The organism is Glutamicibacter sp. NPDC090743 (assembly GCF_044769125.1).
Classification (GTDB): Bacteria; Actinomycetota; Actinomycetes; order Actinomycetales; family Micrococcaceae; genus Glutamicibacter.
In genome coordinates, this window is the sequence record NZ_JBIVXE010000001.1 from 205,836 (window position 1) to 229,658 (window position 23,823).

Annotated in this window: 21 protein-coding genes; 16 read left to right on the forward strand and 5 right to left on the reverse strand. The window is 62.3% G+C overall.

All coding sequences use genetic code 11. The features are described 5' to 3' along the window. Positions 1-151: 151 nt before the first annotated feature. The 7 genes from ACIQTS_RS01040 (at position 152) to ACIQTS_RS01070 (ending at position 10,752) form a co-directional block, all read left to right on the forward strand. Positions 152-1,468, forward strand: a complete 1,317-nt coding sequence (locus tag ACIQTS_RS01040) for a BtrH N-terminal domain-containing protein (RefSeq protein ID WP_400288465.1) — start codon at positions 152-154, stop codon at positions 1,466-1,468. A 174-nt stretch (positions 1,469-1,642) separates the two neighbouring features. Then, positions 1,643-2,794, forward strand: coding sequence for a GuaB3 family IMP dehydrogenase-related protein (locus ACIQTS_RS01045; RefSeq protein WP_400288463.1), 1,152 nt, complete (start codon positions 1,643-1,645; stop codon positions 2,792-2,794). Between the two features lie 174 nt (positions 2,795-2,968). Next, positions 2,969-3,778 carry an SURF1 family cytochrome oxidase biogenesis protein gene (locus ACIQTS_RS01050; RefSeq protein ID WP_400288460.1) on the forward strand — a complete coding sequence of 270 codons (810 nt, stop codon included), beginning with the start codon at positions 2,969-2,971 and terminating at the stop codon, positions 3,776-3,778. Positions 3,779-3,828: 50 nt separating this feature from the next. Continuing rightward, positions 3,829-4,293, forward strand: coding sequence for a DUF3817 domain-containing protein (locus tag ACIQTS_RS01055; protein ID WP_105657600.1), 465 nt, complete (start codon positions 3,829-3,831; stop codon positions 4,291-4,293). Between the two features lie 146 nt (positions 4,294-4,439). Beyond that, a complete protein-coding gene (guaA, locus tag ACIQTS_RS01060; RefSeq protein ID WP_105657599.1) occupies positions 4,440-6,026 on the forward strand; it encodes a glutamine-hydrolyzing GMP synthase in 1,587 nt (528 codons plus the stop codon). Positions 6,027-6,211: 185 nt separating this feature from the next. Further along, entirely contained in the window at positions 6,212-10,435 is a 4,224-nt protein-coding gene (locus ACIQTS_RS01065; RefSeq protein ID WP_402470587.1) for a DUF4011 domain-containing protein, read from the forward strand. Further along, the gene (locus ACIQTS_RS01070; RefSeq protein ID WP_105657597.1) at positions 10,435-10,752 is read left to right on the forward strand and encodes a hypothetical protein; all 318 of its coding nucleotides are present in this window, start codon (positions 10,435-10,437) and stop codon (positions 10,750-10,752) included. The genes ACIQTS_RS01065 and ACIQTS_RS01070 overlap by 1 nt, the downstream gene beginning before the upstream one ends. A gap of 4 nt (positions 10,753-10,756) precedes the next feature. On the opposite strand, the gene cpaB is transcribed toward ACIQTS_RS01070, so the two are convergent. Both cpaB and ACIQTS_RS01080 read right to left on the reverse strand, forming a co-directional pair. After that, on the reverse strand, positions 10,757-11,467 hold the full coding sequence (cpaB, locus tag ACIQTS_RS01075; protein ID WP_400288453.1) for a Flp pilus assembly protein CpaB: 711 nt from the start codon (positions 11,465-11,467) through the stop codon (positions 10,757-10,759). 61 nt (positions 11,468-11,528) lie between these two features. Further along, on the reverse strand, positions 11,529-12,143 hold the full coding sequence (locus ACIQTS_RS01080) for a 5-formyltetrahydrofolate cyclo-ligase (RefSeq protein ID WP_105657595.1): 615 nt from the start codon (positions 12,141-12,143) through the stop codon (positions 11,529-11,531). 85 nt (positions 12,144-12,228) lie between these two features. Between ACIQTS_RS01080 and ACIQTS_RS01085 the strand changes: the two genes are divergently transcribed. Next, entirely contained in the window at positions 12,229-12,849 is a 621-nt protein-coding gene (locus tag ACIQTS_RS01085; RefSeq protein ID WP_105657594.1) for a GNAT family N-acetyltransferase, read from the forward strand. Between the two features lie 180 nt (positions 12,850-13,029). After that, positions 13,030-13,863: a hypothetical protein gene (locus tag ACIQTS_RS01090; RefSeq protein WP_402470591.1), complete on the forward strand. Its 834-nt coding sequence runs from the start codon at positions 13,030-13,032 to the stop codon at positions 13,861-13,863. Positions 13,864-13,931: 68 nt separating this feature from the next. Here ACIQTS_RS01090 and ACIQTS_RS01095 read toward each other — a convergent pair whose 3' ends face one another. Beyond that, positions 13,932-14,438, reverse strand: coding sequence for an Lrp/AsnC family transcriptional regulator (locus tag ACIQTS_RS01095; protein ID WP_105657592.1), 507 nt, complete (start codon positions 14,436-14,438; stop codon positions 13,932-13,934). 112 nt (positions 14,439-14,550) lie between these two features. Between ACIQTS_RS01095 and ACIQTS_RS01100 the strand changes: the two genes are divergently transcribed. The 4 genes from ACIQTS_RS01100 to ACIQTS_RS01115 all read left to right on the forward strand — a co-directional run bounded on the left by ACIQTS_RS01100 (position 14,551) and on the right by ACIQTS_RS01115 (position 18,461). Beyond that, complete coding sequence (locus ACIQTS_RS01100; protein ID WP_402470595.1) at positions 14,551-15,021, forward strand: NUDIX hydrolase; 471 nt, start codon at positions 14,551-14,553, stop codon at positions 15,019-15,021. Between the two features lie 40 nt (positions 15,022-15,061). Further along, complete coding sequence (locus ACIQTS_RS01105) at positions 15,062-15,967, forward strand: glycine betaine ABC transporter substrate-binding protein (protein WP_400342097.1); 906 nt, start codon at positions 15,062-15,064, stop codon at positions 15,965-15,967. Between the two features lie 92 nt (positions 15,968-16,059). Beyond that, on the forward strand, positions 16,060-17,280 hold the full coding sequence (locus ACIQTS_RS01110) for a pyridoxal phosphate-dependent aminotransferase (RefSeq protein ID WP_105657589.1): 1,221 nt from the start codon (positions 16,060-16,062) through the stop codon (positions 17,278-17,280). 317 nt (positions 17,281-17,597) lie between these two features. Then, a complete protein-coding gene (locus tag ACIQTS_RS01115) occupies positions 17,598-18,461 on the forward strand; it encodes a PPK2 family polyphosphate kinase (protein WP_402470600.1) in 864 nt (287 codons plus the stop codon). A 17-nt stretch (positions 18,462-18,478) separates the two neighbouring features. Here ACIQTS_RS01115 and ACIQTS_RS01120 read toward each other — a convergent pair whose 3' ends face one another. Then, positions 18,479-18,709 (reverse strand): exodeoxyribonuclease VII small subunit, encoded by a 231-nt coding sequence (locus ACIQTS_RS01120; protein WP_388022645.1) that lies wholly within the window; start codon positions 18,707-18,709, stop codon positions 18,479-18,481. A 28-nt stretch (positions 18,710-18,737) separates the two neighbouring features. Further along, a complete protein-coding gene (gene xseA / locus ACIQTS_RS01125; RefSeq protein WP_105657586.1) occupies positions 18,738-20,000 on the reverse strand; it encodes an exodeoxyribonuclease VII large subunit in 1,263 nt (420 codons plus the stop codon). Positions 20,001-20,276: 276 nt separating this feature from the next. Here xseA and ACIQTS_RS01130 point away from each other — a divergent pair, with 276 nt between their 5' ends. From ACIQTS_RS01130 to ychF, 3 genes are all read left to right on the forward strand, one after another. Next, on the forward strand, positions 20,277-21,470 hold the full coding sequence (locus tag ACIQTS_RS01130) for an SH3 domain-containing protein (RefSeq protein ID WP_402470605.1): 1,194 nt from the start codon (positions 20,277-20,279) through the stop codon (positions 21,468-21,470). 100 nt (positions 21,471-21,570) lie between these two features. Beyond that, positions 21,571-22,662: a 4-hydroxy-3-methylbut-2-enyl diphosphate reductase gene (locus tag ACIQTS_RS01135; protein WP_105657584.1), complete on the forward strand. Its 1,092-nt coding sequence runs from the start codon at positions 21,571-21,573 to the stop codon at positions 22,660-22,662. Positions 22,663-22,734: 72 nt separating this feature from the next. Beyond that, complete coding sequence (ychF, locus tag ACIQTS_RS01140) at positions 22,735-23,820, forward strand: redox-regulated ATPase YchF (RefSeq protein ID WP_105657583.1); 1,086 nt, start codon at positions 22,735-22,737, stop codon at positions 23,818-23,820. The last annotated feature ends 3 nt before the right edge of the window (positions 23,821-23,823 follow it).

Sequence of the window (23,823 nt, forward strand, 5' to 3'; positions counted from 1 at the left end):
CGCATTGGCGCGCGCCGTGGCGTATCCAATCCCACTAGAACATCGCGGGACTCGCTCGCCGCGGACACGTAGACTTGTTCGATGGCGGCGCTTCCCTGCGCGTGCGGGAAACCTCGCGCCAATGCGCCGGTGACGGAAGGACAATCAGTACATGGGCCAGCCAGCCAACCTGAAGAAGCAAACCCGACAGCGTATGGAACGCACGGGGGAGAGCTACACCACCGCGCGCAAGAACATCTTGGCCGGCAAGCCTGAAAGCCCTCGGGCCGCTCGCGCTGCCGCCGCACGCGACTACGCCAAGGAAGCACGCGAAAAGGCCAAGGCGCAGGAGCAGAAAGGCAAGAACGCTCCGGCTGCTTCGCCAGCTGACGAACTGCCTGAGTACCCAGCGCCAAAAGATGTCATCCAGTACGATGCTGCGCTCTGGCACCGAGTCCTAGTCCAAGCTGGCGTCACCAACAAGCACACCGGCGAACCGCTGAGCCAGGCATTGCTCGCTGGCCTTGCCGGCGGTATCGGCTTCATGGCTTTTACCCATGAAGGCGGCGAAGAGACTGCAGTAACCTTGGTGACCCGCCACAACCCGGAACCCTATACACAGAACCTGCTGGCTCGTTGCGGTGCTACGGTGACCGAACGTACCACCGGCTCAGCCGAACGCGCTGTCGAATACATGGACGCTGCCCTGGACGCAGGCCGCACCGTGGTGGTTCGCGTGGCAATCAGCGCGCTGCCATGGATTGACGGCAACACGGTTGATGAGGCCGAGACCCTGGATCTCGTCGTCGTTGGCGAGCACAAGAAGGACCTGATGGTAGATGACGGTTCAGGTGCGCTGAACCTTATAAGCCCCAAGGAACTGGCCATCGCCCGTGCGATGCGCAAGAAGGAAAAGCACTGGCAGGCATGGATCCCGTCCTCGCGCTCGCCGAAGGCCGAGACCCTGGCCGCCAATGCTGTCGAGGCGATTGGGGAAACCACCGCTCGCCTGCTGGGCACCAGCGAGCTTTCCGGGGTTCCAGTGCACTTTGCCAAGAACTTCGGCATTACCGGCATGCGCACCTTGGCCACGCGACTGCGCGATAACGAGTCCAAAACCGGTTGGTCCCAGATCTTCGCAAGCCAGCAAGCGCTGGCCAACGGCTTGGACCAGCTCGCAGGTTTCTTCTCCGACACGCGTTTCAGCGGCGAGGGCGCGTTGCGCGGCCTGTACGCGGAGTTCCTTTCGGAAGCGGCGGAACTTCCAGGCCTGGCGGCGCTGGCAGCTCACGTAGATGCTTACCGGCAGCTCTCCACCCAGTGGGATGAGTTCGCGGACCTGATTGATCCAGAGACCGAGTTCGCCAAGCGTGCTGAGCACTTCGCCGTATTGGCTGACGCGATTGAGCGCATTGCCGATTCTGAAGAGCGGGCCGCCACCTCCTTGGCCGCGACCGCCAAGAAGCTTGCATACGAGGCAGCCAAGTAAACCTGGCTCAACATAGGCCCTGCCATCCGGTGATCTTACTCACCGGATGGCAGGGCATTGTTGTCCCGGTGTGCCACTTGCGGCCCCATGCGCCAGAGCCAGCGCAGAAACATCGCCTAAAGCCAATGCGCTATCAAAAGCGGGATTATCCGGGAATCTTGATAACCTAGTTAGGTGAGTAACGAGATTGAGATCGGCCGCGGCAAGCGGGCAACTAAGGCATATTCCCTGGACGACGTAGCGATCGTACCGAATCGCCGTACCCGTGATCCGAAGGACGTATCGGTGTCCTGGCAGATCGACGCCTTCCAGTTCGACACCCCTATCCTGGGCGCACCAATGGATTCGGTGACCTCCCCATCTACTGCAATCGCCTTGGGCAAACTCGGCGGCCTGGGCGTGCTGAACCTCGAAGGCCTGTGGACCCGCTACGAGGACCCGGAAGCAGTGCTGGCTGAAATTGCCGGCCTGGAGTCCGAGGCGGCAACCCGCAACGACCCGAAGATCACCGCAAAGCTGCAGGAACTGTACTCGGCTCCCATCCAGCCTGAGCTGATCACCTCGCGCATCTCCGAGATCCGCGACTCCGGCGTTGTCGTTGGAGGCTCGTTGACCCCGCAGCGCACCCAGGAGCACTACAAGACCGTTGTCGCTGCCGGCGTGGACATCTTCGTCATCCGCGGCACCACCGTTTCGGCCGAGCACGTCTCGAAGACCACCGAACCGCTGAACCTCAAGCAGTTCATCTACGAACTCGATGTCCCAGTGATCGTGGGCGGCGCAGCAGGATACACCCCGGCCATGCACCTGATGCGCACCGGTGCAGCCGGCGTGCTCGTTGGCTTCGGTGGCGGCGCGTCCTCCACCACCCGCCGCACTCTGGGTATCCACGCGCCGATGGCTACTGCCATCGCCGACGTTGCAGCCGCACGCCGCGACTACATCGAAGAGTCCGGCGGACGCTATGTCCACGTCATCGCCGATGGCGGCATGGGGAACTCCGGCGACATCGTCAAGGCCATCGCCATGGGCGCCGACGCAGTGATGCTCGGTACCGCACTGGCCCGTGCCGATGAAGCACCAGGCGCCGGCTACCACTGGGGCATGGAAGCAGTTCACGAGGCCAGCCCACGTGGCGACCGCGCCAAGGTCGGCACCGTCGGCTCGCTGGAGAAGGTCCTGCACGGCCCATCGCACGAGACCAACGGCACCTCGAACCTGGTTGGTGCACTGCGCCGCTCGATGGCCACCACCGGCTACTCGACCCTCAAGGAATTCCAGCGCGTCGACGTCGTGCTGTCCCCGTACGAATCCGATCGCTTCTAGCGGATCCTGATCTGGCCCTGCTCTTCTTTCGAAGGGTGGGGCCAGTGTCGTTTAAGCGCTTGGTCTCAACGAATGAATAAGCAAGTTGGTTCCACCAGCGGAAAATAAGGCAACAGGGCTAATCTCACGCCATCGCATTTCGAGTTCTACGCCAAATAGAAGTACCGTTAGAGTGTGCTTAAAACCGCTCTGAAGCCCAAATGGATCGGCGCCCTCTTTGCCGCGCTAGCTCTCGCCACCGGATTCGTTCTCTTGTCCGGATGGCAGTTCGGCGCCTCCGAAACCGAGCCGCCGGTCAAGATCGACAAGACCGAGAAGCCGGTCGCGCTGATCGAGCATCAGGAAGTCGGCAAGGAGCTGCTGGGTATCAAGGCAGACCAGATCGTCACCATGTTGGGCGAATTCGTCCCCGGCACCGATCAGCTGATTGCGCCTCGGCTGAATGGCGATCAGCGCGGTGTCTGGGTCATCACCCAATTCAAGGTCGAGGGCGCGGCCCAGGACGCCGGTATTGCGGTGGTACGCGGCTGGCAGCCTGAAGCAACCAAGCCAGCTCCGGCACCTGAAGGCGAACTGGAGATCACCGGGCGCCTGCTGCCTAGCGAAGGCCCGGAATTCCGCGAAGACCTGCGCAGCGCAACGCTGCCAACTCTCGCCTCGGCACAGCTGGCGAACATCTGGGATTCGGTCCTCTTTGAAGGATTCGTCACGGCCCACGAAATCACCACTGCCAAGGGCGAGACCGTAGCGCAGCCGGGCCTGGAAATTGTCGACGTCGGTCCGCAGCCCCAGGAAGCGCAGATCAACTGGCTGAACGTTTTCTACGGCTTGGAATGGGTCCTCTTCGCAGGGTTCGCCATCTTCCTCTGGTACCGCATGGTGCGCGATGATTACCAGCGGGATCTTGACGAGATTGCTGAGCGCGCTGCCGAAACACATATCAAGGGCGGCAACGCCACCCAAGCTGGAAACAGCAACGAATAGCATTTCACGCACACCGCACTTCTTACCGAAATCGGAAGGAATCACCAACGATGTCCAGCACCACCCCGGCACCGAAGCCCCGGAAATTCGGCGGCACCCCTAAGCAGATCCGTGCAGCCGCAACCTTCTACAAGGTCTTCGCCTACATCACCGGCGTGATGCTGCTGCTGCTCGTGCTGGAAATGATTTTCAAGTACTTCTGGTCCCTGGAACTCTTCGTGGGTGGCACCTTGGTAGATGGCACCTCCAACGCCGTCGGCATGTACAACCGTGCCGAGGTGGCCGGGGGACTGAACCTCTCGCTGGGCATCCTGATCGCCCACGGCTGGCTATACGTGGTGTACCTCTTTGCAGACTTCCGCCTGTGGACCTTGATGCGCTGGCCATTCATGCGCTTCATTACGATCGCCCTCGGCGGCGTCGTCCCGTTCCTTTCCTTCTGGACCGAAGCCAAGGTGCACGCAGAAGTAGACCGCGAGCTGGCCGCGCATCCAAAGGCCGCCAAGCGCTACTGACACGTGGCTGCATTCATTGCCAAAGGGCAGATCCGTTCATCGAAAATGAACAGATCTGCCCTTTGCCTTTGCCAAAAATCCACTAGGTGACGCTGATGACATCACCTTGGCTGTCTCGCGCGCAGTGAACCGCGTAGACTGTAACGGTGACTACTGCTCCCCTCAATCCAGAACATAAGCCGGTTCTGGTCGTCGACTACGGGGCCCAATACGCGCAGCTTATCGCTCGCCGCGTACGTGAGGCCCGTGTGTACTCGGAGATCGTTCCGCACACCCTGTCCACCGAAGCCATCCTGGCCAAGAACCCTGCAGCGATCATCCTCTCCGGTGGTCCTTCCAGCGTTTACGCCGATGGCGCCCCTTCCGTCGGGGCTGACCTGTTTGAAGCCGGCGTGCCGGTCTTGGGCATCTGCTACGGCTTCCAGGCCATGGCTAACGCCTTGGGCGGTACCGTGGCCGAAACCGGCCTGCGCGAGTACGGCCGCACCGCAACCAACTTTGAGGGCGATGCCCGCTCCATCCTGGCAGGTGCCGCTCAGGCCCCTACCGTCTGGATGAGCCACGGCGACTCCGTCTCCAAGGCCCCAGAAGGCTTCGAAGTGCTGGCCACCACCGCTGGTGCTCCGGTTGCCGCTTTCGCAAATGAAGCAAAGCGACTGTACGGCGTGCAGTGGCACCCAGAGGTGAAGCACTGCGAGTTCGGCCAGGATGTCCTGGAGAATTTCCTGTACAACGGTGCTGGCCTGAAGGGCGACTGGACCGCTGACAACATCGCTGACGAGCAGATCGAGCGCATCCGCGCCCAGGTCGGCACCGGCAAGGCCATCTGCGGCCTGTCCGGCGGCGTGGACTCCGCTGTTGCAGCTGCCCTGGTGCAGCGCGCCATTGGCGACCAGCTCACCTGCGTGTTCGTCAACCACGGCCTGCTGCGCGAAGGCGAAGCCGAGCAGGTTGAGAAGGACTTCGTAGCTTCCACCGGCGCCAAGCTGTACATTGCCGACGAGCGCGAGCGCTTCCTGACTGCTTTGGACGGTGTCACCGACCCGGAGACCAAGCGCAAGATCATTGGCCGCGAATTCATTCGCGCCTTCGAAGCAGCGGAAGCGGCGATCATCGCCGAGGCCGCTTCCGAGGGCGAGCCAGTGAAGTTCCTGGTCCAGGGCACTTTGTACCCGGACATCGTCGAATCCGGCGGTGGCGAAGGCACCTCGAACATCAAGAGCCACCACAACGTGGGCGGCTTGCCAGAGGACCTGGACTTCGAGCTGGTTGAACCACTGCGCACCCTGTTCAAGGACGAGGTCCGTGCAGTGGGCCGCGAGCTCGGCTTGCCTGAGGAAATCGTTGGCCGCCAGCCATTCCCTGGCCCAGGCCTGGGTATCCGCATCATCGGTGCCGTCAACGAAGAGCGCCTGTCCATCCTGCGCAAGGCTGACGCGATCGCTCGCGCCGAGCTGACTGCTGCAGGACTGGATGACGAAGTTTGGCAGATGCCAGTAGTGCTGCTCGCTGACGTACGCTCGGTAGGCGTACAGGGCGATCACCGCACCTACGGCCACCCAATCGTGCTGCGTCCGGTTTCCTCCGAGGATGCCATGACCGCTGACTGGTCGCACCTGCCATACGATCTGCTCTCGAAGATCTCCAACCGCATCACCAACGAGGTAGATGGGGTGAACCGCGTGGTGCTGGACGTTACGTCCAAGCCACCTGGAACCATCGAGTGGGAGTAAATCCCCAAGACTGCTAATTCACTGCGCTTTGGCGAGTGAATGGGAAGCGGATCCGGTACGCCGGTTCCGCTTCCCGCAGTTAAAACGTGTTTCGCGCACCGGTTCTGCACGGTGCGTGCACTACGTTAGAAAGAGGCGTATCTGCACCTGTGGTGCGCCCGAATGTGGTCGGTTCAGTGAAGGGAATGACTGTCGTGACTAGTGGACAGAATGCTGCCGCCGAGCGTGTAGCTGCCTGGGTGAAATCCCTGGGACAGAGTGCCGGGGCGGATACCACCCTGCGATTTGCTCCGTCGACCTCCAATAGCATCGACATAACCCATGCCAATCCATCGGGATTGGCCCAGTTCCTTGCCGGACGGCGTACCCGCCTGTCCACGCTGCTGCACGATGCGGACCAGTACGCTACCGCGCGCCGCACTGCCCGTGCGCTCTCGGCCAAGATCAATGAACTGTGGGAAGAACGCGGCATCGACGTCGGCTACCTGGCCGCCGGTGTCGCCAACTGGCGCGCGGTCCACGATGGCAAGAGCGAGCCTGTCTCGGCTCCCATCATGCTCGGCCGCATCACACTGACCAAGCACGTTGATGCTGACGACTACGACCTGCAGCTGGTCGGCCGCGCCACCGTATCCCCGGCCTTCGTGCGCCAATTCGAAGCCGACCACAACGCCAAGGTCGATGTCGCCGCGGTGGACGCCGAAGCGTACTCCATCGCCCGTTTCGACCCGGTCCGCGGAATGGATGCCCTGCGCCACCAGATGTCCGAGGTTCCCGGCGTAGTGGTGGGCCACCGCCTGCTGCTCTCCACCTTCTCCGAGCTGATGGACCCAGCTGACCCGGCCAAGCTCAATGGGTCCCACCCGGTCATCGAGGCGCTAATTCGTCACGACTCCGCGGAAAAGCAGGCTGGGAACAGCCAAAGCAGCAAGACCTCCGAAGCGCTGGCCAACCTGGTCGCTTCCAAGCCGGGCGCTTCCAAAACCGAGGGCTCAAAGCCTGAAGAAGCCAAGGACGAGTCTGCCGCTGAAAAGAAGCAGGACGAAGAGCAGCCTGAAGCGCAGGCCGCCGATGCCAAGGGCCATGAAGCTGCCGGCTCCCGCCTGAGCCGCGTGAAGAACATTCTCAAGGAAACCGCGCGCTCGCGTAAGCAGAGCCTTGCCTCCGAAGGATCTTCTGCCCGCAAGGTCCACACCGGAACCACCACCATTGCCAAGTCTTCTGATGACCGTGATCCGGAAGATGAACTGTTCTTGCTGGACGCGGATGAGTCCCAGTCCAAGATGCTTGACTACATCGCTGCCGGTGAATCGGTGGCCATCAACGCCGCTGCCGGTACCGGTGCTACCCAGACCGCGCTGAACGCAGCCGCGCTGCTGGCCGCCCAGGGCAAGCGAGTACTGGTGGTTGCGGAACAGCGTTCTGCCGCCGAAGAATTCGTGACCCGCTTCAACGAGCACCTGGATGCAGGCAGCATGCTGCTGGAACCCAACGAGGATCCAGAAGCGCTGCGCGCGATGATGACCAAGGCAATTCTGCGCAACGAACGCGCTGCCGAGCCGCAGCTGGGCTCCATGTTCAAGCGCCTGCGCGAATCCCGCCACGCACTGCACGAGCACGTGAAGTCGCTGCACTCGGTGCGCAGCCGTTGGGGTTGCTCGCCATACCAGGCAATGCAGGAACTGGCACGTCTCTCCGCACTGGAACCAGCGCCATCCACCACCGTGCGCCTGAAGCGTTCGGTGCTGGATTCCATGGGCCAGCGCGGACATGTTGCCGCACAGCTCAAGCGCGCAGCGCAGCTTGGCGCCTTCTCCAAGATGCACACCACCAGCCCATGGCATGGTGCACCGCTGCGCAACACCGAAGCCACCGAAAAGGCCTTGAACCTGGCCAGCGGGCTGGGCCGCGACCTGCCCATCCTGCATGAGCACATGCTGCAGATCGCCGAGCGTTCGCAGATCCGCCTGGAAGAAAGCTACGACAAGTGGGGAGACCAGCTGCAGTTGCTGGTCGCCGTCCGCGGATCGCTGGACAAGTTCGAGGCCGACATCTTCGAGGGCGACATCGATGATTTGATCGCCGCTACCGCAACCAGCGCATGGCGCCGCGAGCACGGCGTGGAGATGGGCTCCATTGTCCGTTCCCGGCTGCGCAAGATTGCCAAGGAATACGTCCGCCCGGGCATGCACGTAGCTGACCTGCAGTCCGCTCTGCAGGCGGTGGCGGTCCAGCGCGATGCCTGGCGAGCCATTGCCACCAGCCAGCGCAACCCGCAGGTCCCAGGCGGCCTGCTGGATGTTGAAGCCGGATACCACGACGCCGGTGCCCGCATCGACAAGCTGGCCGAAATGCTGCCGTCCTCCCTGGGCTCGCGCCTGCGCGAAATGCCCATCAAGGAGCTGCTCTCGGTGATTGCAGCGCTGGTCGAGCGCCGCGAGGACCTGGGCGAGCTGCCCGAGCGCACGTTGATCTCCGAGCAGCTGGCTGAAGCCGGGCTGGGCGACCTGCTCGATGACTTCGCCGAACGCGAGATCGACGCCGACCAGGTAGACAGCGAATTGGAGCTTGCCTGGTGGCAGTCCGTGCTGGATGCCATGATCTCCGGTGACGACTTCCTGGCCATGAATGACGGCTCCAAGCTGGAGAAGATCGAGGCTGACTACCGACTGGCTGACGGCGCGCACATCGCTGCCGGCCCGCAGCGCATCCGCTGGGCGCTGACTCGCAACTGGAAGGCAGCGCTGGCTGACCACCGAGCCGGTTCCCGCGCGCTGCGCGAGATGCTCAAGGGCGGAACCCCGAGCATTGCCGGGCTGCTGGATCTTGGAGCACCGCTGGCCAATTCGCTGACCCCGGTCATCGTCTCGGCTCCGCTGCTGCTGGGCAGCGCCCTGCCGGAGGACACGAAGTTCGATGCGGTCATCCTGCTGGAAGCCAACTACCTCACCCTGCGTGAAGTCCTGGATGCGATCCGCCGCTCCGGCCAGGTCATTGCCATTGGCGATGAAATGCTGGGCGGTCCGAAGCGCTTCGAGGTCTCCGTAGACCCGACCGCACGAGTTCGCGAGCAGAGCGTGGACCGTTCCGCGCTGGAAGCCCTGAACAAGGTCCTGGTGACCGGTTCGCTGTCCACCGTGTACCGCGGCATTGACGAAGGCCTGGTGGAACAGCTGTCCGCCACCTACTACGATTCGGCGCTCTCGCGCCTGCCAATGGCGGTGAACCTCACCGGCGACTCCTCGCTGCTGCGCGGCGAATACGTGCCAGATGCCACCGGCTCACTGTCCAGCAGCGAAGACGGTGTGCAGACCACCGCAGCAGAAGTGGCGCGCGTGGTGGATCTGGTCTTCGGCCACTTCAAGAACCACGGGGGCGAATCGCTGGCAGTCATTGCCTCGAACCGCAGCCATGCCTCGGCCATCGCCGAAGCGATCCGTGTCCAGCTGCCAAACCACAAGTACGCGATGGAGCACCTGCGCTCCAAGCGCGAACCATTCGTGGTGACCACCATGGACCGGCTGATCGGCCTGCGCCGGGACTCGGTCATCTTCGCTTGGGGCTACGGACGTACTCCGCACGGCAAGACCCTGCACGAATTCGGTGCACTGTCCCGCGAGGGCGGCGAACAGCTGTTCGTCGCCGCCATGACCCGATCGCGGACCCGCATGACCTTGGTGTCCAGCCTGTTGCCCGAAGACGTGGACCTGAACCGCGTCTACCGTGGTGCCCGACAGTTCTTCGAACTGTTCGGACGCGTGCAGGCAGGGGATTCCGGAGTCAGCTCGATGCGCAATCCGCGCTTCGATCCATTGGTCTCCGATCTGGCCCGCCGCCTGCGCGAAAGCGGTGCCATCGTTTCCGAGGACTACCGCGGTGTGCTGGACCTGTCGGCTCACGCCTACGACTCTGCGCACAGCGGCATCCGCCCATTGGCAGTGGTCTACGACGGCACCGAGCACTATGCCGGACTGACCGTGCGTGAACGCAGCCGACTGCGCCCGGAATTCTTCGAGAAGCACGGCTGGCGCTATGTTCCGCTGTGGACCATTGACGTCTTCACCGATCCGGGTGCTGTCACCGATCGCCTGGCCCATGCACTGGGATTGAAAAAGCCTGCGGCCCCAGCCCAGGCTTCGACCCGTACCGGTGTGGCCGCCGCTCGGCCGGTGTCGGCCCGTGAAGTCACCACCGAGGCGGAAACGCCGAAGGAAAAGTCCAATCTGCTCAAGTCCGCCAAGGCACGACTGGAACCAAAGGCCGAGACCAAGCAGGAAGCGCCAGCTGCTGAAAGCGGTGCCAAAGCTGAAGCTGCCCAAGCACCTGCAAAGGACAGCGCGGATAAGCCACTGACTCCAGCCCCTGTCCCGGCTACCAGCAAGAACGAGGATCCGGAGCCAAAGAAGTAATGACTTCTGAGCAAGAACCAACGCGCGGCCGCCGCAAGCGGCCGCGCGTTGTCGCACCCCCGCAGCATCTGACTGCTCGCGTTGAACTCACCGGCAGCTACGCGCCAGTGCCGCATTCAGACTCCGTGAACCGGGCACTAGCCGGCCACCAGCCCGCCGAGACTTCTGCTGCGGCGACGGCGTCCCGCGCTAAGCAGCCGGCCGCCGATCCGCTGTCCGAGTTGCTGGCCAAAGACCAGGACCCGAGAAACTGGGGCGACGCCAAGGAAGACCTGGCTGAGATGATGAAGCGCGAGAAGCCGCCGCACTGGGGCTGATTTCCTAATTCACCAAGACGGCTGAAACCTTGCCGCGCGATACTGCCCCGGCCAGATCATCCGAGAGGCTGCTGGCAGCCGCGACCACCACAATTCCTTCACCGGTCGGAGCCGCGCCGCTGAGCATGCCGAATTCGGAACTGCTGGCATTATCCGGAACCCAGAGCACCGGCACCGCCTTGGCGATGGTCTGCGAGCTGATTTCCTTTTCAAAGCCATCTCCGGTGGTCAATACGATATCCACCAGTTGCCCTGGATGGAGCAGCGTCACGGTGGCAGGATCGCTCAAGCGCAAGGGAACGGCCACGGTGCCTTCCGGCGAACCGGTCAAAAGTTGAGGCCCCACCAAGGAATAGTTGCGCAGCACCGTTCCGGCAGTCAGTGCCACGGCTGCCCGTTGCCCCGAGATGGCATCGATGCTTTCAAAGACTTCGGCATCTTCCGGGGCCAGCCGCACCGTTTGCACCGTCAGCTGGTTGGCGGATATGCGGGACCCGGCAGGAATGTCGCTCAGCGCCACCACGACTTCGCGCTGCGCTAATTGCCCGGAGGAAAACACATTGAGCACGCCCGCCAAGGCCAGCAGCGCGCAGGCGATGGCCAAAGGCTTCCGGTAGCGGCGCAACAATTCATTGCGGTTGCGCACGGGACGGATCTTCGGCTTGGGAATCACCGGGGGCCGGGAGGCAGCATGCGGTCTGGAGAAGAAGCTCATAACCCCATGCAACCTTCAGGTCCAGCGGCCCACTGCGAGCTGCCAGCGAGCTGTGGGTAAATCAGATGATTTGATGCACCTGCTGCGGAGTGAACACCAAGTCCACGGGTTGGTCATGCTCATCGATCTGGAAGGAACCGGCCGGAACATACTCGTGCTCATAAACCACGGCCGCCACACGGACCGGCGCATCGTCGATCAAGGGCAGGAAGCGATCGTAGTAGCCACCGCCTTGGCCTAAACGCAGCCCGTTCGAATCGATGGACAGCGCAGGCATGATCAGCGTATTGATCTCGTCAAAGAGCTCTGTGCCCATCCGCTTGCCCACCGGCTCCATCACCGGGGCCAAGGTACTTGGCTGGAATTCCATGCCGGGGGAGTACTCAACCCACGAGAGCGCGTACTCCGGTTCGCACACTGGCAGGTAGACTTCAATGCCTTCCTTGGCCAAAGCATCCAAGAGCGCCTCGGTGGACGGTTCATCCGGACCCGAGCAATAGGCCGCGACCTTCTGGACGACACCGGTGCTCTGGCTCAGATAGCCAATCACCGTGTGCGCCAGATCCAGTCCGAACTGCTCACGCTTGCTCGGATCAAGTGCCCTGCGCCAAGTGCGCACAGCGGCACGCGCGGCCTTCTTGCCTGCGCCAGAATTCAGATCAGCGGTGGGATTCATGCCTACAGCTTACGTGCAAGAAACGAAACGCTGCCTGCTAGCGCTGTTGCCAGCTGCAAGCATGACGAAGTAATACGATGTGCACATGTTCTTCTCTCGTCGAGCAAAGCGCCTGGTTCCGGATCTGGCCTCGGAACGGCTGTTGTTGCGCCAACTGACTGCCAGTGACGAAGCCGAGTGGATCAATCTGCGCTACGCCAATTCCAAATGGCTCAAGCCATGGGATCCCACCAGTCCCTTGGGCCCGCCAGAAGCCATGACTTTTCGCGAGATGCTCAGGGCCAAGGATGAATCAGCAGTTGACGGCAGCGGATTCACCTGGGCCTTGGCTCTTCCCCAGCTGCACAAGGGCCGCCCGCCATTAATCGGGCAGGTTTCCGTGGCGTCGGTGCAATATGGTGCCGCGCGCACAGCGTCCATCGGCTACTGGCTGGATCGCAACCATGCCGGCTTCGGCCTGATGCCCGAAGCCTGCGCCTTGGTCATAGACCATTGTTTCGAGCAACTGCAGCTGCACCGCCTGGAAATCAACATCCGTCCGGAGAATTCGGCCAGCCTGCGGGTGGTGGACAAGCTCGGGTTCCGCGATGAAGGGCTGCGCAAAGGCTATCTGCACATCGATGGGCAGTGGCGGGATCACCGCACCTTTGCGTTGACCCGTGAAGAGGTGGAAACGACGCTGCTCGAACGCATCTACGAATACTGAGGCGGATTTCGTGCTATTTCGTTCAATCGAGCTCTGATATGAGAGAACTGCATTGAAAACATGCAGACACGCCAAGGGATGTGCATGAGCGCGCACCCAAGGTTGCATAGTGTTGATTCGAAGGAACCATATTTAGTTCCACAACGATTTGACCGACTCAATCGGTGATGGAGGACCCACATGGCTGGCACGTCACAGAGCGCTTCGCAGGAAAGTGCTGCGACCAAACTCAAGATTCGTGTGCGCTATGGCCGGTTGTCCGTCGCGCTCGTCGGTGCCTTGGCTGTCCTCGCGACCGTCTTCGGTCTCATCCTGGCTCCTTTCACTGCTCTGACCTTCGGCACCGTAGGCCTGTTCGCGCTGATTGCTGTAGCATCCTTCGCCACCCTGCGCGGGCTGGCTGTCCGCGACCGCAATCGCAAGCTGCTCGAGCACCTCGAAGCCACCCGGCAGCAGGCGCTGCGGACTCCCGCTTTTGACGACGCGGCTAACCAGGTCATCTCGCGCAAGCATGAGGATGACGAGGTCTTCGACGCTCGCCCGGGTTCGTCCCGCCGCGCTCCAGCGATTACCGCTGAAGAGCTGCGCGCCGAAGCGCTGCGAGTGGCCCACGGCTATGGCGGTGTAAAGCAGCCAGGTACTTGGGAACCAACGCACGTGCCCAAGCCAACGTACGTGGAAGCCAGCGAGCGCATCGCCAAGACCGCGGAGCTGGCAGCTGAACAGGGTGCCAAGCGGACCCACAAGGCAGCACTGCCGGTGGAAGAACCGCTGCGTCCGAGCAAACAGATCAGCCTGAAGGCATCGGAAGATGCAAAGCGCCTGGCCACCGAAGTTTCGGCCGAAGAGCGCGCAGCGGTCGCTTCGGTAGTTGCCAAGCGTACCGAGAGCGCACCAGCTGTCAAGGAAACCGTTGCAGCGCCATCCCCCGCACCGGAAGCCGCACCCGTGGCTGCCGCGGGTACCAAGCCTCGCCTGAACCTGGACGCGGTCATGCAGCGCCGCCGCGCATAAGCATTCCAAGCACAAAGACTTGTGGCCCGGACCTCGCGAGGTCCGGGCCACAAGTCGCTTAAGCGCTGCTAGCTGATCATGTCATCGAATGGCAGCGGGCCGCGGTTGCCGCGGTGGTGCGCGAAGACCAAGGTGGTTTCGGTATGGCCCACCGACTCGTCGGTGGCGAGGTTGTCCAGCACCCAGTCACGCAGTGCATCGGTGGAACCGACCGCGATATGCAGCAGGTAATCGGTGCCGCCGGAAACATGGAACATGGACAGCACCTCGGGCAGCTGCGGGATGCGTGCCACGAAAGCGTCAATCTTCTCGCGGTCGTGGGCGCGCAGCTTGACCGAGATCAGTGCCTGCACGGTACGGCCTACAGCGCCCAGCGATACCTCGGCGTGGTAGCCGGTGAGGATGCCGCGCTCGACCAGCGAACGGGTGCGCAACAGTGCGGTGGATGGAGCGATGCCCGCACGCTGTGCGAGGGTCGCATTGGAGATACGTGCATTAGCGACCAATTCGTCGATGATGATTCGATCGATTTCGTCCAGATCGACGTTTGATGAAAGCTCTGATTGCTGGGCCATAAGAATATTTCATCATATTCGCGAGATATCAGTGGGATCTTTGGCAGAAAAATCGGCGTATGCCGTCCGCGTACGAGTAAATAATCGGTGAACAAACGGATATATTGGGGATATGACACGTCGTTCTGAGCACACCGGTGAATCCTTTGATACCAGGCTGGCGGCCTATTGCTTGGTGGAACATGAAGGAAAGGTACTGCTTACGCTCTGGGATATGCGTCATCGCGATCCACGCTTCACCCCGCGCTGGTCCCTTCCCGGCGGCGGCATCGACTTGGGGGAGCCTATCGAAGAAGGCGCGCGCCGTGAAGTCTATGAAGAGACCGGCTACGCAGTGGGCGAGCTGGCGCTTCTGGATGTCAGCACGGGAGTTATTCCCGGTTCCAAGCGCTACTCGGGCGAAGGCCATGCCATGCAAACGGTGGCGGTCACCTATCGGGCCAAGCTGACCGGTGGAGAACTGCGCCATGAAGTCAACGGTTCTACCAGCCAGGCCGCCTGGTTTACCCGCGAGGAGATAGCCAAGCTGAACTGCATTGAACGCGTTGAGAGCATCTTGCGACTGACCGCACCCGGCAAGTAGCGGCGGATCGCCGCTGGCCTGCCCTAGAATCAATAGGGACATGAACTTGCGAAATACCATCACCGTTGGCGCACTCAGCGCAACCCTGCTGCTAACCCTGTCTGCTTGCACCGAAGAGGCAACGCCGACGGCCGAGCCAAGCAAGGCCATCACCTTGCAGATTGCTGCCGGTTCTCAACCTGCAGACCAGGCCTTGGTCCATGTCTATGCCAATGCGCTGAAAGCCGAAGGCTATAAGGTGTCGTTGAACAAGCCCAGTGCTGATCCTTACCAGCAGGTGGTCGACGGAAAAGCCGATTTGGCGGTGGACCAAGCGGCCAAGGCGCTACCCCTGGTTGCTGACCCGGCGGCCATCACTGGTGAAGATCAATTGCTGAGCGTCGAGGAATCCAAGAACCTGCGCAGCGCCATCAATGACGCTGAGGGGGAGCTCTCTGCCTTGGAACTCAGCCCAGCTGATGCGGGAAAGGTCTTGGTCATGAGCCAGGCCCAGGCAACCTTGCACAAGGTCGATTCGGTGGAAACCCTGATTGCGGCTTGCACAGATCTGACGATCATTAGCGATGAAGCCAACGCCGCATCCTTGAAGGCATCATTGGAGGACGCTGGCTGCGAGAAGCCGAAGGTCGTGGCTGAGGAGCCGGCGAAACTGGCCAGCAAGCTGCGTGCCTCGGTGGACAGCGCGGTGGCGCTCGGGTCGGGAGATGCAGTCATCTCCGATGAAGGCTTCTACAGCATTCCGGGAAGCGCCGCCTTCTTCAACGCCGAGCAGTACATGGTGCTGGCCAACGGCGACGTGGATGACAAGGCCCAGGCAGAACTGGACAAGATCACCGGCGAATTCTCGCAGCAGTCCCTCGTGGACCTGAACCGCATGGTCAGCCAGGCCGACGGACTGAGCCCAGAGCAAGCGGCCACCCGTTGGGAATGGATCATCGAAGAGTAGGCCCCAGCCAGCTCTCCCAGGATTTCGACCGCTGACCATAGCGGTCGAGTAACAAGGTGTGTCGATCGCACCTGACGTGAGAAAGTGTAACCATGGCAGAATTCAAACAATCAACGAAACTGCACAACGTCCTCTACGACATCCGCGGCCCGCTGCTTGAGCACGCCACGCGCATGGAGTCCGAAGGACACCGCATCCTGAAGCTGAACATCGGCAATCCCGCGCCGTTCGGCTTCGAGGCCCCCGACGCGGTGCTCGTTGACATGATTCGCAACCTGCCTAACGCCCAAGGATACTCCGACTCCCGCGGCATTCTCTCGGCACGTACCGCCGTCTCGCAGTACTACCAGACCCGTGGCATCCAGACCATCGGCGTGGATGACGTCTACCTGGGCAACGGTGTCTCCGAGCTGATCACCCTCTCGTTGAATGCGCTGCTGAATAACGGCGACGAGATCCTGATTCCCGCCCCTGACTACCCGCTGTGGACCGCTTCGGTTTCACTGGCCGGCGGCACCCCGGTGCATTACATGAATACCGAGGAAGAAGGCTGGCTTCCTGATCTTCAGGACATGGAAGCGAAGATCACCGATCGCACCAAGGGCATCGTGATCATCAACCCCAATAACCCGACCGGTGCGGTGTACCCCAAGGAAACCTTGGAGGGGATCCTCGAGCTGGCGCGCAAGCACAACCTGATTGTGTTCTCGGACGAGATCTACGAAAAGATCCTCTACGAAGACGCCGTGCACATCAACACCGCTTCGTTGGCAGATGACGTGCTGATACTGACCTTCTCCGGCCTGTCCAAGGCCTACCGCGTGTGCGGCTTCCGTGCTGGGTGGATGGCTATTTCCGGTCCCAAGCACCAGGCCGGCGACTACATCGAGGGCATCAACCTGCTGACCAACATGCGCCTGTGCGCCAATGTGCCGGCACAGCACGCAATCCAGACCGCCTTGGGCGGCTACCAGTCGATCAATGACTTGATCCTGCCTGGCGGACGCCTGCTTGAACAGCGCGATGCGGCCTACAACCTGCTCAGCGCGATTCCTGGCGTGAGCGTCCAGAAGGCCAAGGGCGCGCTCTACATGTTCCCGAAGCTGGATCCCGAGGTCTACCCGATCCACAACGATGAGACCTTCGCCCTTGAACTGCTCAAGGCGCAGAAGATCCTGATCTCCCAGGGCACCGCCTTCAACTGGATCCGTCCGGATCACTTCCGTTTGGTCACCTTGCCCAACGTGCGCGACCTGACTGATGCGGTTGGACGCATCGGACAGTTCCTGGAGGACTGGCGCGCTCGCGCATAGGCTGCCCGGATGCTGAACCGGCCCAGAATCACCCACGTGATTCTGGGCCGGTTGTGCGTTAAGGCGGCCACCGGGGAATGCGGCCCCCGGAACTTCAGGGATATCGCCTGCCAGCGACTGCGACCGGAGAATTTGGTGTCCTGAGGATTTGGCGTATCGGCCCGTTGCCGGCGCTTTCGCGAGGCTTAGCGATCCTGTGCATCGAGCCGTGATGGGTGCTTCGCCGTTGACGAATACCGCTTCTCACGGCGCCTGCAGTGGCAGTAGGCTGGCAACAACGAATCGCATCACTTCGACACACGCGTGAGGACTTAATGATGAGCGCCTATCCTGCCAACCTGTTAGAAGCGCTACGTGCAGAACCGGGCGTGAAGCTTTCAGAGCGCGCAACCAAGGATGCTGATTGGTGGCCCGGCGACGCCCCGCAGGATAAGAAGGCCGCCGAGAAGCGCATGGAGCAGCTGGCTGAACTGCTCTCGGATCTGCAAGAGAGGCTCTTCGCCGCCTCGGTAGCTGGCGGGCAAGGCCCAGCAGTCCTGCTCATTTTGCAGGGAATGGATACGTCCGGCAAAGGAGGGACTGTTCGCCACGTCCTTGGCATGCTGGATCCGCAGGGCGTCAAGCACCATGCCTTCAAGGCGCCAACCGAGGAAGAAGCAGCCCATGACTTCCTCTGGCGCATCACCAAGCAATTGCCCGCCGGGGGACTAGTGGGAGTCTTTGACCGTTCCCACTATGAAGACGTTCTGGTCGCCAAGGTGAAGGGCTTCGCCACCCCGGAGGCGGTCGAGTCCCGCTACGGGAAAATAGTCGACTTCGAGAAGCAGCTGATCGAGCAGGGCATCCACCCGATCAAGGTGATGCTCCACATCAGCCGAGAAGAACAATTCGAGCGCCTCTCGGCACGCCTGGAGCGTGCCGACAAGCATTGGAAGTACTCGCCGGGCGACGTCGATGATCGCCTGCTGTGGGATGACTTCCAGTCCGCCTACGAGGTGGCGATTAACCGCACCGATAACCAGGGCGCACCATGGCATATCGTTCCCGCTGACCAGAAGTGGAAAGCCCGCTTGTGCGTCGCCGAGCTGCTGCTGGCTACCCTGGAGCGCGTCGCTCCCGACTGGCCCGTTGCCACCTTCGATGTGGAGCAGGAGAAGGCCCGGCTGGTGGCCACGAAGTAGGTCCGGGTGAGGACAGGCTATTCGCCGGCGGCCTGCTCGTGGTTGGCGCGGGCCTGCTCCAGACGCTGAGAGACACCGTTGAGCCAGTTCTCGCAGTGGGCTGCCAGTGCTTCGCCACGCTCCCACAACGCCAGCGAGGCTTCCAGCGCAACTCCGCCGGTCTCGAGCTGGTTGACCACGGCCAGCAGTTCTTCGCGAGCCTGCTCGTAGGAAAGCTTGGCAATGTCTTCAGGGATTTGTGCAGTCATGATTACTCCAAATTGGTATTCGTGGTGATTAGCTTGCGTTGTCGCCGGCAGGGAGGGATTCAAGGGTTCGTGCAACCAGCTGCCCGGAAGCCACCCGGATGAGCACCTTACTGTCTGCTGGCGCCTGGGCTGCCTCGCGCACGATGCTTCCGTCCTCCAGCTGGGTGACCGAATAGCCGCGGTCCAGGGTCTGCTGCGGGGACAGGGCACGCATCTGGTTCTTCAGATGGTTGATCTCGTCGTTGGCGCGCATCACTCGGTGGCGCAGCAGATCCGTCGAGCGCTGCTTCCAGCGCTCCAGGTCTTCGGCACGGGAGGTGACCATCACCTGCGGGTTGGCCAGCACCGGGCGTTCGCGCACCGAGGCCAGCAGCTGGGCTTCGCGCTGGAGAAGATTGTTGATGGAACGGTCCAAGCGATTGCGGGCGATTTCCAAGCCGGCGAATTCTTCTTGCAGATCCGGGACAATGCGCTTGGCTGCATCGGTGGGGGTCGACGCGCGAAGATCGGCCACATCATCCAGGATCGGGCGGTCCGCTTCGTGGCCGATGGCCGAAACCACCGGCGTCTGGGCTGCGAAGACCGCACGCACCAGATCCTCATTGGAGAAGGGCAAGAGGTCTTCCAGGGCTCCGCCGCCACGGGCGATGACGATGACATCGATGTCCGGGTCCGCATCCAGCTGCTGCAGGGCTGCGATGACCTGGTTGGCGGCATCCATTCCCTGCACGGCGGTATTGATGACCTTGAATTGCACGGATGGCCAGCGCAGGCTGGCATTGCGCAGCACGTCCTTCTCCGCATCCGAATCACGCCCGGTAATCAGGCCGATGCGGTGGGGAAGAACAGGCAGCGGGCGCTTGTGCTCAGGGGAGAAGAGGCCTTCTGCTCCCAGCGCCTGGCGCAATCGTTCCAGGCGCACCAGCAGCTCGCCCAAGCCTACCGGTCGCAGGTCCGTGGCATTCAAGGAAAGCCGGCCGGTTTTCGCGTAGAAGCTCGGTTTCACCTGGGCCACCACGCGGGAGCCCACCTGCGGGGTGGCATCCAGCTTGCGCATCGTCGAGGCCCAAATGGTCACCGAGAAAGAGAAGTCCGCATCGACATCGCGCAGGGTGAGGTAGGCGTGGCCGTTGCGCACATTGGCTTCCAGCAATTGGCCTTCAACCCAAACCACCGGAGAGTTCTCGATATGGATTTTCAGCTTTTCCGAGAGCAGCCGCAGCGGCCAAGGATTGTCCGCGGTGGTCTGCCCGGCGGTCGCCGGCAAACTGGCGGGGGCTTGGGGATCCATCGGTGCCGCTCCTTGGAAAGTCGAATCTCTGGTGCATCTGTGAGACTACCGCATGGCACCGACGGCTGGCCGGATCCCCGGGGGCTGGGGCTAGGCCGCGGCAGGTGGAGCGCAGGTATCGCAATGGGCGATTTTCATACCCGATTGGCCCCGCAAGACCCGGGGAAACGGGGTTTTCCAACGATTGGGACAAGCCTGCCTGCGGGCATTGCGAGGGGCAATGTGCGGGTGGACACTATTGAGCATTGGGGAAGCACTCGAGAAGGATGCAGGGCCATGCGTGGGGCATTGGGGAATAAGAATATTGCGCGTTCTGGGTGGACTTGGGTGGCAGCGCTCAGCTTGCTGGCCGGTTCCATTCCGCTCTCCGCCGCGGCCCCGATGCCCGTGCTGGCGGCTGCGGCAGTGCCGGCCGCAACGGTGGGCGTTGCCAGTGCCATATCCATCGACTTGCCGGTCCGGGTGCGCACCACGGCGGATCTGAATATGCGCACCGGCGCCTCGACCAGTTACCGGATCCTGGTGCAGATACCCACGGGGACCTCGGTTCCTGTATCCGGGCGTGCCTCCAACGGCTGGTACAAGGTCAGCTACAACGGGTACACCGGGTACGTCAGCGGCTACTACGTGGTCGCCGCTTCGGTGCGCACGCTCGATGACCTGAATCTGCGCACCGGCACATCCACCAGCTACCGGGTCCTGCTGAGCATCCCGAAAGGGAAGACGGTTCCCGCCTACGCCCGCGCCTCCAACGGATGGTACAAGGCCAGTTACGGAGGGTACACCGGCTGGGTCAGCGGCAGCTACGTGACCACCTATCCGAAGCCGCCCTCCGCCCCGCAGTCCACCGGTCCCAACCGGACATCGAGGGTGGTGCTCACCTTCGATGACTGCCCGCGCACGCTGAGCGCCTTCACCTCGGTCATCGATTACGCCGCCAGCAGCAACATCGGCCTGGTGATCGCTCCCACCGGCGATTGCCTCGGCTCGTTCAAGTCGCGCTACGGCGTGGACCTGGCCGCGCTGGCCCGGGCCAAGGGCCAATGGGTGATCAACCATTCGATCAGCCACCCGGATCTGCGCCCGCTGTCCTGCCAGCAGGCCGGTGCGCAACTGGGCGGCTCCGGCGTGCACACGAATTTCGGGCGCCCGCCCTTCGGAGCCATCGACGCTTCGGTGCGTTGCGGCTACGACAGCCGCGGGATGGCCATCTGGACCTGGTCCCGCGACACCCGCGACTGGGACGTGAAATCCAAGTCGATTACCGTCTCTCGGGCCTCGGCCGCGGTGCCCGGGGATACAGTGCTGATGCACATGCAGTGGTACGGCTTCTCGCCCGATGCGCTGCGCCAGATCAAGGCGAACCTCGGCGCCCGCTCGGTGGGCGTGTGCCGGGCCTACCACGGGTCCGATGGCACCGGCGCGGTGGTGCGCACCCCGGTGCTGCTGCCCAGTTCGCTGCCCTGCTGAACCGGCAAGCACCCTTCGGAGGCAGATCTCACAGTCCCCGGAGGGTGGCGCGCATCATATGAGCATGGGCTAACTTGCATGCACTTCGTAGACTAGAGGTATGGCTACTTCCACTTCCACTACGGTCTCGCTGTCAATGCCTCGGATCCCGCGGGTGCGCCGCACCCCGGCCGAGATTGCAGCTGCCTCCCCAACGGTCACCGAGCGCAAGGTCCTGCTGGCCGCTCCTCGCGGCTACTGCGCAGGCGTGGACCGGGCAGTGGTTGCCGTTGAAAAGGCGCTGGAGCACTACGGTCCTCCGGTGTACGTGCGCAAGCAGATCGTGCACAACCTGCACGTGGTCTCCGAGCTGGAATCCCGCGGAGCGATTTTCGTCGAGGAGAACGAGGAAGTGCCCGAGGGCGCCCTAGTGGTCTTCTCCGCCCACGGCGTCTCCCCGGCCGTGGTGCAGTCCGCGGCGGACCGCAACCTGCAGACCATCGATGCCACCTGCCCGCTGGTCACCAAGGTGCACCGCGAAGCCGTGCGCTTCGCCAAGAACGACTACGAGATCCTGCTGATCGGCCACGAAGGCCATGAAGAGGTCGAGGGCACCTACGGCGAAGCCCCGGAGGTCACCACCATCGTGAACAACCCTGAGGAAGCCGACACCGTCCAGGTGAAGAACCCGGACAAGCTGATCTGGCTCTCGCAGACCACCCTGAGCGTGGACGAGACCATGGAAACCGTGCGCCGGCTGCGCGAGCGCTTCCCGAACCTGCAGGATCCACCCAGCGATGACATCTGCTACGCAACCACCAACCGCCAGGCCGCGATCAAGAACATTGCGCCGCAGTCGGATCTGGTGATCGTGGTCGGTTCGGCGAACTCCTCGAACTCGGTGCGCCTGGTCGAGGTGGCACTGGACCACGGGGCAAAGGCTTCCTACCGCGTGGACTTCGCCAACGAAGTGGACGAGGCCTGGTTCGAGGGCGTCTCCACCGTCGGCGTGACCTCCGGTGCCTCGGTGCCAGAGGTGCTGGTCCGCGAAGTCGTGGCGCTGCTGGCAGAGTACGGCTTCACCGACGTTTCCGAGGTCACCACCGCGCAGGAAGACATCATCTTCTCGCTGCCCAAGGAAATCCGCGGAAAGCTCAAGGAAGCCGGGGACGAGGAACGTGCCCTGGGCGGACACGCCCGCCCGCAGGCCTGATTTCTCCATAAGAATTCAAGCGCCAGTACACCATTGCGCGCTCATCACTAGTAAAAGGTAGAATTTCCTCCCGTGGCTCTTACTATCGGAATCGTCGGACTGCCAAACGTCGGCAAGTCCACCATGTTCAACGCGCTGACCCGTGCCCAGGTGCTGGCAGCCAACTACCCGTTCGCAACCATCGAACCCAATGTGGGTGTCGTGCCGTTGCCTGACTCGCGGCTGAAGGTGCTCGCCGGAATCTTCAATTCCGAGCGCATCCTGCCTGCGACCGTCTCCTTCGTGGATATCGCCGGCATCGTCAAGGGCGCTTCGGAAGGCGAAGGCCTGGGCAATAAGTTCCTGGCGACAATCCGCGAAGCTGATGCGATCTGCCAGGTCACCCGCGCATTCGTGAATGACGACGTGATACATGTGAACGGCAAGGTGGACCCGGCCTCGGATATCGAGACCATCGCTACCGAGCTGATCCTCGCGGACCTGCAGACCATCGAGAACCAGCTGCCTCGCCTGGAAAAGGAACTGCGCACCAAGAAGATCGAGAAGTCGTTCCTGGACGCAGTGCTCAACGCGCAGAAGGTGCTCGAAGAAGGCATCACCTTGTTCGCCGCCGCGAAGACCAAGGGCGTGGACCTTGAAGAGCTCGCGCCGATGCAGCTGATGACCACCAAGCCATTCATCTACGTGTTCAACACCGATGAGGCTGGCCTGGCCGATACCGAGATGCAGGCCAAGCTCTCCGAGCTGGTTGCCCCTGCCGAGGCGATCTTCCTGGATGCCCAGTTCGAATCCGAACTGGCTGAACTGGAAGAAGACGAAGCGGCCGAAATGATGGAAGATGCCGGCATCGTCGAGTCCGGCCTGGGCAAGCTGGCCCGCGTCGGCTTCGACACCCTGGGCCTGCAGACCTACCTGACCGCTGGCCCGAAGGAAACCCGCGCATGGACCATCGCCAAGGGCGCCACCGCGCCTGAGGCAGCCGGTGTCATCCACACCGACTTCCAGCGCGGCTTCATCAAGGCCGAGGTCATCGGCTTCGAAGACCTCGTTGCCGCTGGTTCGGTGGCTAATGCCAAGTCTGCGGGCAAGGCCCGCATCGAAGGCAAGGAATACATCATGAAGGACGGCGACGTCGTGGAGTTCCGCTTCAACGTGTAGTCG